The organism is Salinimicrobium maris (genome assembly GCF_049680855.1).
GTDB lineage: Bacteria > Bacteroidota > Bacteroidia > Flavobacteriales > Flavobacteriaceae > Salinimicrobium.
The window spans coordinates 810,290-823,409 of sequence record NZ_JBMPGS010000002.1 but is presented as its reverse complement, the minus strand read 5'-3'; the positions used below and the strand labels follow the sequence as shown (position 1 = coordinate 823,409).

Sequence of the window (13,120 nt, the reverse complement as noted above, 5' to 3'; positions counted from 1 at the left end):
TCATCCATTTTTTTGTTTTATCATCTTATAATTCAGTCGGCTGCGGATAGAGGACACCAGCATTGGATCTATGTATCGTCAGGAAAGGCGATCAAGGCTATGCAAGCGAGCATATCTCTATAAAACAAACAGTTAACAGGAACTATTGGTTCACAGATTTAGATATTACTTTGCCCACTGTTAAAAAATGTTCAGCACCCAAAAAAGAACAACCGCCACATAAACGAGCAGAACACCTCCAAGTGTAGCAACCTGCCATCGCTTAAAACCATGTCCGCTTTTCTTGCTGCCCATATGAATGAAAGCAGCATAAAGAATACCTACCAGGCCGACGAAGCTCAAGACCGTCACGAATAAGGGGAAGTTACTTACCGGCAGACCAACTAATGCCAGAGGGAAAAACGCTACTGTGAGCGTAACGGCATGGTCTCCTATTACGCTTGTGACTCCGGAAGTTATTTGTCCACTTTTGGCAACGCTCCAGGTAGCAAAAATTTCTGGAAGTGCTGCCATAGGCGCTGTAATAAATAAACCACCAACTATTTGTGATAATCCAAGCGAGGAAACAATGTTTTCTGTAGCACGAACCGTAAAAAAAGCACCTAAACCTAAAGCCACGAGACCCGCTACCGCCAGCAAGATCTCCTTTTTCTTCCACTCTACTTTTTCTTTCTCTTTTTTTCCTCTCAACAGGGCCTGAGTTAGAAAAGCAACATACATCCCCAACATGATCCAACCATCCATTGGCTGTAGACCTCTCCAGGCTGAAGGAACAGTGAGTACAGCTACTACCGCAATAATTACCAAATAAGGAAGTGCCTGCACAGTTACCGCTGTAGGATCTACTTTCAGCAAATGTTCCTCTTTGTGTTGCTGGTGCCCTTTATCTTTGTTCTTCTTTTTTAAATGTCTTGTTGCAAAGTAAGCTGTTATAACCATGAAGGGAATGGCAATGACATTAGATCCAAACATCGTCCCCAAGCCTATATCACCAACCTCGGTCATAGCACTGGTAATATTAATGCCTATCTCTGGACTGGCAGCAGCCAAGCCAATCAAGGCGCCACCCGCAGCTACCGAAAAACCCCATTGTTTTCGTAGCTTCTTTAAAGGTTTTGCTAAATGTTCAGCGCCCCAATGAGCTGCCCAAACAGCAGCAAGTAATACTAATGCCCATAACCAGATACTCATAAGATATTCTCTTTTGGCTTCTCAGTGAAATAATAAAACATCTGAAAAATGCTGATTTGCGTTAAAAAAGAGTGTGCTACTCTAATTTATCTATTTACATCCAGATCGATCCAAAAATAATGTTATATCTAATCTCCTTCAGGAGATACAGACGGCGCTTCAGAATTTTATTCTCTGCAGTCTCACTGCATTCAAAATGGCTAAGAATGCCACTCCTACGTCAGCAAAAACTGCTTCCCATAAAGATGCTACCCCAAATGCGCCAAAAATTAGCACCAGTGCCTTTACTCCAAAGGCGAGGCCAATATTCTGCCATACGATCTGTCGGGTCTTTTTGCCGATCTTGATGGCCGTGGCGATTTTGACAGGCTGATCTGTTTGTATCACCACATCTGCGGTCTCTATTGCAGCGTCAGAGCCTAAGGCTCCCATGGCCATTCCTACATCGGCTAAGGTAATTACCGGAGCATCATTTATACCGTCTCCTACGAATGCTACCTTTTTCCCCTGTTTCTTTAGTTCCTCGACCTTAGCCACCTTGTCCTGAGGCAGAAATCCACCGTAAGCTTTGTCGATTTTCAACTGCCCCGCTACTTTTTGAACTATAGAATCCTTATCACCCGAGAGCATAACAATTGTGTCAATTCCTAAATCCCCAAGTTGCTTTATAGCTACAACCGCATCTTCCTTAATTTTATCGGCAATGGTTATGTAACCTTCATATTTGCCATCTATTGCTACCACGACAATCGTTTCCACTATTTCCTCTATCTCCTGGGCATAGGGGATGTTGAACTTCTGCAACAATTTCGCATTACCAATTAAAAGTTCCTGGCCGTCTACCGTTCCTTTTAAACCGTGTCCGGCAATTTCTTCGACATCCTGCACTTTCAGCTGTTTATAAGCCTTGCCGGAATGTTCTACAACTGCCGAAGCAATAGGATGAGTGGATTTACTCTCAAGTGCCGCTGTTAGAGTTAAAAACCGGTCCTTTTCCAGACTTTGGACTTTTACCTCCTGCACTTTAAACACTCCCTCTGTGAGGGTTCCGGTTTTGTCCATTACCACTGTATCTACCTTTGTAATGAGGTCGAGAAAATTGGACCCTTTAAAAAGAAGACCGTTTTTTGAAGCGGCACCTATACCACCAAAATATCCAAGCGGAATAGAGATTACAAGCGCACAGGGACAGGAGATCACCAAAAAGACCAAGGCCCTATATAGCCATTCCTCAAAAACATAGGTGTCGACAAAGAAATAGGGGAGCAGCGCCAGACCTATTGCAAAAAAGACCACTATAGGGGTATAGATTTTCGCGAAGCGGGTGATGAATTTTTGGGTTCTTGCTTTCCTCCCACTTGCTTCTTCAACGAGTTTGAGAATTTTTGATAAAGCACTGTCTTCATACCCGGAAGTTACTTTTAGCTCAACCAACTTATCCAGGTTTATCATCCCGGCAAGCACTGTCTCCCCTTTTTTCCTGGTATCAGGCTTTGATTCCCCTGTAAGGGCGGCAGTATTGAAGGAGGAGCTTTCGCTAAGCATTTCCCCGTCAAGTGCAACTTTCTCACCCGGTTTGATCTGAATGACTTGCCCAATCTTCACATTCTTCGGATTAACCGTCGAAACCTGTCCATTCTTGATCAGTGTAACTTCCTCGGGACGATTATCAATAAGAGCTTTTATTGAGCGACGGGAACGGGCAACCGCTGCCTCCTGAAAATGCTCTCCAATAACATAAAACAACATCACAGCAACTCCTTCTGCATATTCTCCTATATAAAATGCCCCTGCCGTGGCAATGGTCATAAGGAAAAATTCATTGAAGATATTTCCTTTTGCTATGTTGGTCACGGCATGTTTTACCACTTTGCCGCCAACCAAAACATAAGCAACACCAAAAACAATTAAGCGTAGGTATCCTTTAAACCATTCCACATCAAAAAAATCCAGGGCAATACCAAGCAGTAAAAGTATCAGGCTTACTATAGTCGGAATAAAGGAAGACTTTTCTTCCTCATCTTTACCTGCTCCCTCTTGCTGGGGTGTACAACAACTATCTTCTCCTTTTTTAGGTTTTGGTCCGGGTTCTTCAGCCGTTCTGGGAGAAGTAATTTTTGGATCTTGTAATTCTGTGTCTTTATAATCCTTGTCTTTCGCCATAACTTTTTATTAAAGGTTATTAGAGAGAATAAGCCAATACAATAAAACCGGTATTTTCCTATCTAATAATGTCTTTATTAATTACAGGAACGAAATTAATCTATATAGTCCTGCAACGGAAGTGCATTGTTTCCTGATGGCTGTGGTTTAGAATCGCAAAGTTTGAAAAAGATTATTCCTTATTGCATTTATCACAGGTTCCTTTGACTACCAAACTGGCGTTAGTTGCTGTAAAGCCCGGCGGTAGATTGATATGCGGAATCTTAGTTTCAGTTAAGCATTGGGTTTCTTTACAGGTTTCACAGTGAAAATGGAGATGAAGATCGCTATCGAGCTCACAATTACAGCCCGCCTCACAAAGAGCATACTTGGCTACTCCACTCCCGTCTTCAATCAGGTGGACGATTCCACTATCCTCAAAAGTTTTAATGGTACGATATATAGTTGTTCTTTCACTTTTTTCAAAAGCCGTCTCGATGTCAGCCAAAGTTACAGCCATTTGCTTTTGAGCTAAAAATTTAAAAATGAGCATCCGCATTGCTGTAGGCCTCACCTGCTTTTCCTCTAAAAAATTTTCTATTGCTTTCATAATTAATGCGCGTGACCGCCTTCTCCTTTTTGCATTTCTGCCATTAAATAATAAGCATTATTATATGCAAATCTGGTTCCTTCTGGCAAATCTTTTAACAGCTTTATTTCAACCCAATCATTACTGCTGCTTCCCGTTATAACTTCTACAGGTTTAAAACTCCAGGCATCTCCTTCCTCTTCTGCAGTAAAAGCATAAAATTTACCCCCTTCTCTCACTAAAGCTGCTTCTGGTAGTGCAGTTGTTTGTTGATTGTCAACCGCAATTCGTCCTCTTACATACATTCCCGGCACAAGATTTTCGGGCCTGTCGATAATTTCCGCATGTACATGAACGGCTTTAGGATCCTGTTCAAAGTTCTTGCTTACAGAAATTATTTCCGCAGTTAATTCACTATCGGGCAGTGATTCAATAGTGAAGAACACTTTCTGTCCTTTTTCTACTTTGGCAACATCTTTTTCAAAGACCATAAGGTCTACATGAACATGTTTGGTATTGATGATATGGAACATTTCAGACTGCGCCTGAACAAACTGGCCAGTTTTGATGTTGACCGATTGAACAGCTCCATCTATAGGGCTTCTAACGGGAATCCTCTGTTGGATATTTCCGTTTTGAATAGTTTCAGGATTGATATTTAGTTGTTGCAGTTGAGCTTTAAGTCCTGCAACCTGTCCTTCCAGGCTTTGCAGTTCTGCCTCTGCACGCTGAAAAATTTGCCCTGAACCGACTCCAGCTTCGTACAATTTCTTTTGTCTTTGGAATTCTTTTTCCTGATAATTCAGGCTATTGAGGGCATTCATATATTGCGTTTGTACTTCGATGATCTCCGGGTGTTCGATATATGCCAAAATATCTCCACGCTTAACTTCATCTCCTTCAATCACTGTTATTGACGATACATTGCCTCCAATCACAGGAGTAACTGTGGCTTCACTTTGAGGCGGGACTTCCAGCTCTCCATTTGCCTGTACATAGCCGCTCATTAACCTGGTTGTAAGGCTGTCAATTTTCATATCAAGGACATCGAACTGCTGCTGTGAAAGCATAGCTTCCTTGACGGCTTCTGTTTTAGCAGGTTCACCGGCTTCTTCTTTCTGATTCTCCTCTTTTTCAGCATTTTCCCCGCAAGACAATAGGAGGAGAAACGGGAGTATATAAATTGTTTGAAATTTCATTTTTTAGTTTTTTCCAGTTAGGTAAAATTGTAATTCTGCAAGGGCTATCTGGTAATTTTCAAAAGCCTCGAGCGCTTTGATTTCTGACTCCATTGCATTGTCTAAGTTCTGAATAAAGGCCACATATTCAATGGCACCTTCATTAAAGGCAAGTAATGATCCCTCCCGTTGTTCTTCCAGTAACGGCAAAACTTCGTCCTTGTAAAATAGCCAGGAAGATTTCCATCGTTTATAGTTGCTCAAGGCAATTTCAAAATCTGTTCTTACCTGGTCTTTCTGAAAGTCGGCAGCTCTTTGTACAATTTCCTTTTCTATTTTTGCCGCTTTAACTTCGCCGTGGGCAGCCCCGGAGAGGATTGGAATAGATATACCGGCCTGGTAACTGTAAAAGCCCGTTGCACCATTTACTTTTTGAAGCCCGTATTGAACATTAAAATCTGGTAGAAAATTAGCCTTTTCTGCAGCATAAGCAGCTTCTGCAACTGCAACCTTTTTTTCAGAAACCTCCAGAAGAGGATGATCTTTAGGTGGATCTCCGGTAAGGAAAATCTCATCCTCCCGAATACTTTGAAAATCATCCGAAACATCATAGACTTCTTCATCTCCCAACCAAAGATTCAGTTTTTGGACGGCTGTTAGGTAGTCCATCTCGGCCTGTTGTAAATCAATCGAAATTTGGTTGATCTTATTTTTGGCTGTCAGCATTTCTAATCTCGAAATGGCCTCTACATCGTACCGAAGGCTAACTGCCTGCTCTAAATTTTGGTACAGGGAATCCAGTTTCTGAAATAACAAATACTGTTGTTTTGCTGTAAAGGCCCGGCTCCAGGCTATTTTTACCTCCTGTGCCACCTGAAGTTGAGACAGATCATAGGCTTCTTCGGCAAGGGCAATCTTTTTATTGTAAAGTTTACTTTTAGAAGGAATCCCCAATAAATCAACCCCTTTCTGTTGAACGCCTATTGTGGTGTATATTCCCCCGGCATCTCCAAGCTCTTCTCCACCCGTAAATACTTCGGTTTCCCCAAGATCCCATGCAGATCTTTTCATTGCCTGCTCCTGGTCAATCCTCAATTTTTCATTTTTCAGAAGTGGGTAATTCTGAAGAGCCAGGGCAACGGCTTCCTCCTGATTTACCTGCGGAGATAATTCAGCTGTCTGAGCATTTAAACCGGCAGGTAAAAGGAATACGACAAGAATCACCGCAAAAGAACCAACTGTTGCGGGTTTAAATTTCATCCTGCCCGACCTTGATTCGACCCATTTATAGAGAATAGGTAGAATGAACAATGTGAGCAGGGTAGAAGTGATCAAGCCCCCTATAACTACGGTTGCCAGCGGCCGTTGCACTTCTGCTCCGGCAGAGGTTGAAATCGCCATAGGCAGGAAACCAAGCACATCGGTAAGAGCCGTAAGCAAAATAGGCCGTATTCTGCTTCTTGTTCCAAGACTGATCCTTTTATTTAAATTTTTCACACCTTCTTCTTTTAATTCATTGAAACTGCTAATGAGTACAAGCCCATTTAAAACTGCCACTCCAAATAATACAATAAATCCAACCCCGGCAGAAATGCTAAAGGGCATATCCCGCAGCCATAAAGAAAATATTCCTCCAATAGCTGCAAGTGGAATAGCTATGTAGATCATGGTGGTTTGTTTAAACGACTTGAGAGCAAAGTAGATCAGGATGAATATGAGGAGCAGGGCAATAGGGACTACAATTTGCAGTCTCTTACTTGCTCTTTCGAAGTTCTCAAAGGCTCCACCGTAGCGAATGTAATAGCCGGGTGGTAGTTCAAACTCAGCATCCAGTTTGGTCTGAATATCTTCCACCACAGATTTTACGTCACGATTCCTGATGTTTACTCCCACATAGGTTCGGCGGTTGGTGTTATCTCTACTGATCTGCATAGGGCCGGGCTGATAACTTATTTCAGCCACTTCTTTCAGCGGGATCTGGCTACCTGAAGGTAAGGTTACATACAAATTCCTGATATTCTTAATACTCGTTCTTTCTTCTTCCTGTAATCGCACCACCAGGTCAAACCGTCTTTCTCCTTCAAAAATAACTCCTGCATCTCCGCCCGCAAAAGCCGATTGGATTAGGGAATTCAGCTCCTTGATCTGTAAACCGTATTGCGCAGTTTTATTCCTGTTATAGTTGACCGTGATTTGCGGTAATCCTGCTGTGGCCTCTACTTTCATATCGGCAACCCCTTCTACAGTAGAAATGATGTTGCCCATCTCCTGCGCCTTGCTTGCCAGAACCTCCAGATCTTCACCATAAAGCTTGACTGCAACATCTTCTCGAACACCTGTAAGAAGTTCGTTGAACCGCATTTCTACTGGCTGGGTAAATTCATAGCTAACTCCGGGAATAATACCGATGGTTTCTTTGATCTTCGCAATAAGTTCATCCTTAGAATCGGCAGAAGTCCATTCATCTTTATCCTTTAAAATAATAAAGCTGTCTCCAATGTCCATAGGCATAGGATCTGTTGGGACATCAGAAACTCCAAAACGGGTGACGATCTGTTCTATTTCCGGATACTCGTCCAGGAGAAGCTGTTCTATTCTTGTGGAAGTTGCAATTCCCTCGTCAAGCGAACTTCCCGGTTTCAGGATAATATGAAAAGCTATGTCCCCTTCGTCAAGCTGCGGAATAAATTCCCCTCCCATTTTGGTGAACATGAAGGCAGCTAAAGCAAATAATGCTATAGCGGTGCCCAGCACAATTTTTCCTCTTTTTAGGGATCTGTCTAACAGAGGCTCATATTTGTCCTGAACCCAACCAACAAATTTGTCACCATAGGATTTCTTTCGCTTTTTACTTTCCTTCAGAAAGAGAGCTGAGATCATTGGAACATAGGTCAAACACAAGATCATCGCACCCAACATGGCAAAAATAAAGGTCAGTGCCATTGGTTTGAACATCTTGCCTTCAACCCCTTCCAGGGCAAGGATGGGAAGAAAAACGATGAGAATAATAAGCTGTCCGAAAAAGGCAGAATTCATCATCTTTTTAGCCGAAGAGGAGGCTATGTTATTTCTCTCAGTCTTGTTTAATTCACCTCGTTTCTTCATGCGTTGATGAATAGTAAAAACGGTACTTTCCACAATAATTACGGCTCCGTCTACTATGATCCCAAAATCTATTGCCCCCAGACTCATCAGGTTTGCCCAGACGTCAAAAAGGTTCATCAGAATGAAAGCAAACAGGAGGGAGAGCGGAATCGTGGAGGCAACTATTAAACCTCCCCGCCAATTTCCAAGAAGCAGAACCAAGACAAAAATTACAATTAGCCCCCCTTCGAGCAGGTTTTTTGTAACTGTGGAAGTAGTGTCACTAATAAGTTCACTTCTATCCAAAAATGGTTTTATAGAAACACCTTCCGGAAGGGATTTCTGAATCTGCGTAATCCTGTCTTTTACATTGTCAATTACCTCATTGGAATTGGCTCCTTTCAGCATCATGACCATTCCACCAACGGCTTCTCCCTGTCCATTTTTTGTCAGCGCTCCATAACGCACGGCACTTCCTATGCGGACATCAGCAACGTCTGCAACTGTTATAGGTACTCCGCCGGAAGTGGTGACGACAATTTTTTCCAGGTCCTCCACACTTCTGGCAAGGCCCTCGCCCCGAATGAAGTTTGCCTGATGGTTTTTTTCAATGTAAGCCCCGCCGGTATTCTGATTGTTGTTTTCGAGGGCGGTAAAAACATCAGAAATGGAAAGTCCAATGGCTTTTAGTTCGTCCGGATCTACAGCAACTTCATATTGCTTGATCATTCCGCCAACACCGTTCACTTCTACAACTCCTGGCACCATTGCCATTTGTCGGCGAACAATCCAATCCTGAATCGTTCTCAGTTCAGTAGGGGAGTAGTTATCCTTGAATTCTTCTTCTACTTCGAGGGTATATTGGTAAATTTCACCAAGTCCCGTAGAAATAGGCCCCATGGAAGGTTCTCCAAAACCTTCGGGAATTTCATCTTTTACGGCATTCAGTTTTTCACCTACCAACTGCCTGGGGAGGTAAGTACCCATGTCATCTTCAAAGACAATAGTTACTACGGAAAGTCCGAACCTGGATACTGACCGAATCTCTGTAACGCCGGGCAGGTTACTCATGGCAATCTCCACAGGGTATGTGACGAATTGCTCGATGTCTTCAGTTCCTAAATTTGGTGCCTGGGTAATCACCTGCACCTGATTATTCGTGATGTCTGGTTGGGCATCTACGGGAACCTGAAAAACGCTCCAGATCCCTGCTCCAATTAACACCACTGTGAGTAGATCAATAATAAATTTATTATTGATCGAAAAATCAATGATCTTATTAATCATACATGATAATTTAATTCAGTTTGTGATAAAATTCTCTGGCCGAGGCCATTGACAACAGGATATAGCTATCCTAAAACTGAATTAAATACGGGGAGGCTGGAAGTGAGAAAAGGCAATTTCCTTGCCTGCACTCTCGCCAAATAGAGGTGTCAAAAAGGGTATTTTTGGCTCAAATACTTCAAAGCTACTTGTTTCGAATCTCACCACATGCACATGGCAGCAGTGACATTGGCAAAAAGGCGGACAGTCATCAGAAGTTCCATGCTGCTCCCCTTGCTGATCCTGATCTACTTCCAAACTAACGGACACGGTTTCCTGACTTTCAGACACAGCTGTGTCATCACAGGGTATAAAGTTTAGCCCCAGGAAATAAACAGATAATATGACTGCGAAAAATTTCACATTGCAAAGGTATTAAAATATGAATGCACAGGAAGTGCAATTAATAGGAGGAGCTAATAAAAACCTACTTAACCTATGTTTCAAAACAGTGGCAGGCGTGTACATATTATTCTGTGCTTAAAATGATGATTACGGGATGGAGAAGTTTTATTTTGAAATAGAATGGAAAACAATGGGGTATAGATGTCAGCCATCCAAGAAGAACTTTCTATTTCCATGGGAAATAATTCTTCATCCTATCCTACTTTTTTATCCTAAAATTATCAGCGACAAAAATGATTCAGCGATTTTCTTTATTTTCTTTCCTACAGATAACTGATTAGTTGCCTTAAAAAATGATGCCACTTGAAAAATAAAAAATAGTCTTACACTCTTGGATGTCGTAAATAATTAGCCGGACAAAAAATTGCATGTAATTAAGTACTTGCTTAAATAATTTTTTATTTTTGTTTTATGAAAGACATTAGCTGCATACGGAAAGAGGCCGATTTAAATCAAATCAGGCGGTGTAAAGAACAAATATCAGAAGTTGAAGAGGTAGTGGGGGCTTTAGCCGATAAGCTCTCTTTGGTAAGTAACAGCGTAAGATTAAAGATGCTGTATGTTCTTAAGACAGAAGAAAGGTTATGTGTTTGTGATTTAAGTGATATTCTGAACATGACCATACCAGCAGTTTCGCAACACTTACGAAAGTTGAAAGACAGGGATTTTGTAAAATCGGAAAAGGAGGGTCAGACAATCTTTTACTCGCTACGGGATGACCATCGGGAACTTCTTGCTCCCTTTTTTTATTTATTGAACCATCAACCTGAAGCCATATGAAAGCTAAAAACAGTTTACTGGGAGTTGGGATTTTAACTGGTATTGCCAGTTCCCTTTGTTGCATAACTCCCTTACTTGCTATAGTAGCGGGAACAGGTAGTATGGCAGGTGCCTTTGAATGGTTGGAGCCTTTAAGGTGGCAACTTGTTGTGAGTTCCCTTATTGCTTTGGCTGTTGCCTGGTATCTTAAGATTAAACCTGTCAAGGAGGAGGACTGTGGTTGCGACACAGAATACCGAACATCATTCTTCCAATCAAGAACCTTTTTAGGTGGAGTAACTGTTTTTGTTGGTCTGAGTCTGGCATTCCCTTACTATGCAGAAGCTTTTTATCCTTCCAATGAAAAGGAGGTTGTTTTCGTGCAGGAGAAAAACATTCAGACCACGGAATTTTTAGTGAGCGGTATGACCTGCGCAGGATGTGAGGGTCTTGTAAAATCTGAAGTTAACAAGCTAGACGGTATTGTTTCCTGCAAAGTATCTTACGAAGATGGTAATACGGTAGTCGAATTTGATACTACCCGCACAAATATTGAAGAAGTAAAGACGGCTATTGAACGAACAGGATATAAAGTCACAAAAAATCAAGAACTATGAAACAATATGATGTTATAGTAATAGGTTCAGGAATGTCAGGTATGACCGTTGCGAATAAGTGTGCATCCAAAGGTTTAAAAGTTGCCTTAACAGATGAGCTACCTTATGGTGGAACTTGTGTTCTTCGTGGTTGTGACCCAAAAAAGATAATCATTGGTGCTACCGAAGTGAGAGACTTCGCTCAACGTCTGGCAGGAAAGGGTATTAATACGGTTCCTGAAGTAGAATGGAAGGACGTTATGGCCTTTAAACAGGAATTTGTAGATGCAATGCCTGAAAAAATTGAGAAAGGATACAAACACAATGGTATCGACACCTATCACGGTGCCGCTCGCTTCATCGACAATGATTCAGTCGAAATTGATTCGGAAATTTTAAAGGGAGGTAAGATTGTTATTGCCACTGGAGCAAGGCCACGCCAGTTGAAATTTGACGGTGGCAATTATGCATTGACCAGTACAGATTTTTTAAACCTGAAGGAGCTGCCGAAATCTTTAATCTTCATAGGTGGTGGATACATCGCCTTTGAGTTTGCACATATAGCTAAAAGATGTGGAGCAGAAGTCACAATCATACATCGGGGACCTCGCCCTTTGGAGAATTTTGATAAGGATATAGTTCACCATTTGTCGGAGGCCACCAGAAAACTTGGAGTAAGATTGGTGCTTGAAACAAACGTCACTGGAATCAAACAGAACACAAAAGGGTATACGGTAATTGGTGAAACAAATGAAGCCGAAACAGAGTTTACAGCTGAAGCTGTTTTCAACAGTGCGGGAAGAGTACCCCATATTAATGACTTGAACTTGAAGAAGGCATCTGTAAATTATAACAAAAAAGGAGTTGAGGTCAATAAATACTTACAAAGTACCTCGATTCCATCCGTATATGCTGCTGGTGACGCTGCCGATACCGATGGGCTTCCATTAACCCCGGTAGCTGTTTATGAAGGTCATGTCATTGCTTCCAACATATTAAAGGGTAATAATAAGAAACCAGAATATCCACCTATGCCTTCAGTTGTCTTTACCCTACCACCTATGGCTTCGGTAGGGTTAACTCAAGTGGAAGCGGAGAAAGCTGGATTAAATATTAAAGTGAACAGTAGAGCGGTCCCAGAATGGTTCAATGCTAAACGTCTCAATGTCCAGGAATATGCTTATAAAACTATAATAGACACTGATAAAGGTACTTTGGTGGGAGCTCATCTCATTGGTCCAGGGGTAGAAGAAACAATTAACTTCTTCTCACTTGCGATGTACAAAGCGATACCAGTACGAGACTTAAAGAAAATGATTTATGCATATCCGACAATGGGTTCGGATATCACATCAATGTTATAAAACCAGATATGGAGCCTATTCTAAAATCAATCCTTACATGTCCTAATTGCAAGAATGCCAGGGAAGAAATTATGCCCACAGATGCTTGTCAATTCTTTTATAAATGCTCCAGCTGTGAAGCTGTTATAAAACCATTTGAGGGCGACTGCTGTGTATTTTGCAGTTACGGCTCTGTTGCTTGTCCGCCAATTCAGGCATCAAATTCATGTTGTAAAATCTCTTAAAATTGGAAAAATCATTTTCATGTCAAATTTTAGTTTTTTGAGGTAAATATTTTAATTATCTCAGAAGTTGATTTAACACAACCTTGTTTTAAAAGACGCTATTTAAAATTCCAAGTTCCAGTAGATTTTACAATTAAAGTGGTGGAATTTTTTGTTCACATTCATTCTTGCCAAAATTTCTAAAAAGTTCCACTTAAGTTTTTGTTGTACAAAAATTCGAATGTTTTTTCCACGAAAGTGAAAGAAACTAGTTCATATTAAA

General features: G+C 41.5%; 10 protein-coding genes. 4 read left to right on the top strand and 6 right to left on the bottom strand.

The window, feature by feature from the left end:
* Positions 1–180: 180 nt before the first annotated feature.
* The 6 genes from ACOV1Q_RS09255 to ACOV1Q_RS09230 form a co-directional block, all read right to left on the bottom strand.
* Positions 181–1,191, bottom strand: a complete 1,011-nt coding sequence (locus ACOV1Q_RS09255; RefSeq protein ID WP_424494105.1) for a sodium:calcium antiporter — start codon at positions 1,189–1,191, stop codon at positions 181–183.
* Between the two features lie 159 nt (positions 1,192–1,350).
* On the bottom strand, positions 1,351–3,354 hold the full coding sequence (locus ACOV1Q_RS09250; protein WP_424494104.1) for a heavy metal translocating P-type ATPase: 2,004 nt from the start codon (positions 3,352–3,354) through the stop codon (positions 1,351–1,353).
* 172 nt (positions 3,355–3,526) lie between these two features.
* Entirely contained in the window at positions 3,527–3,943 is a 417-nt protein-coding gene (locus ACOV1Q_RS09245) for a Fur family transcriptional regulator (protein WP_265164212.1), read from the bottom strand.
* 2 nt (positions 3,944–3,945) lie between these two features.
* Positions 3,946–5,121, bottom strand: a complete 1,176-nt coding sequence (locus ACOV1Q_RS09240; RefSeq protein ID WP_424494103.1) for an efflux RND transporter periplasmic adaptor subunit — start codon at positions 5,119–5,121, stop codon at positions 3,946–3,948.
* Positions 5,122–5,124: 3 nt separating this feature from the next.
* Positions 5,125–9,471, bottom strand: coding sequence for a CusA/CzcA family heavy metal efflux RND transporter (locus ACOV1Q_RS09235; RefSeq protein ID WP_424494102.1), 4,347 nt, complete (start codon positions 9,469–9,471; stop codon positions 5,125–5,127).
* An 81-nt stretch (positions 9,472–9,552) separates the two neighbouring features.
* Positions 9,553–9,873 carry a DUF6660 family protein gene (locus ACOV1Q_RS09230; protein ID WP_168137800.1) on the bottom strand — a complete coding sequence of 107 codons (321 nt, stop codon included), beginning with the start codon at positions 9,871–9,873 and terminating at the stop codon, positions 9,553–9,555.
* A 453-nt stretch (positions 9,874–10,326) separates the two neighbouring features.
* Between ACOV1Q_RS09230 and ACOV1Q_RS09225 the strand changes: the two genes are divergently transcribed.
* The 4 genes from ACOV1Q_RS09225 to ACOV1Q_RS09210 are packed head-to-tail and all read left to right on the top strand — an operon-like array spanning position 10,327 to position 12,858.
* On the top strand, positions 10,327–10,695 hold the full coding sequence (locus tag ACOV1Q_RS09225; RefSeq protein WP_424494101.1) for an ArsR/SmtB family transcription factor: 369 nt from the start codon (positions 10,327–10,329) through the stop codon (positions 10,693–10,695).
* Positions 10,692–11,291 (top strand): mercuric transport protein MerTP, encoded by a 600-nt coding sequence (gene merTP, locus ACOV1Q_RS09220; RefSeq protein ID WP_424494100.1) that lies wholly within the window; start codon positions 10,692–10,694, stop codon positions 11,289–11,291. Before ACOV1Q_RS09225 ends, merTP begins: the two co-directional genes overlap by 4 nt.
* Complete coding sequence (locus ACOV1Q_RS09215) at positions 11,288–12,634, top strand: dihydrolipoyl dehydrogenase family protein (protein ID WP_424494099.1); 1,347 nt, start codon at positions 11,288–11,290, stop codon at positions 12,632–12,634. The genes merTP and ACOV1Q_RS09215 overlap by 4 nt, the downstream gene beginning before the upstream one ends.
* An 8-nt stretch (positions 12,635–12,642) precedes the next feature.
* Complete coding sequence (locus tag ACOV1Q_RS09210; RefSeq protein WP_168137796.1) at positions 12,643–12,858, top strand: GDCCVxC domain-containing (seleno)protein; 216 nt, start codon at positions 12,643–12,645, stop codon at positions 12,856–12,858.
* Positions 12,859–13,120 lie beyond the last annotated feature (262 nt).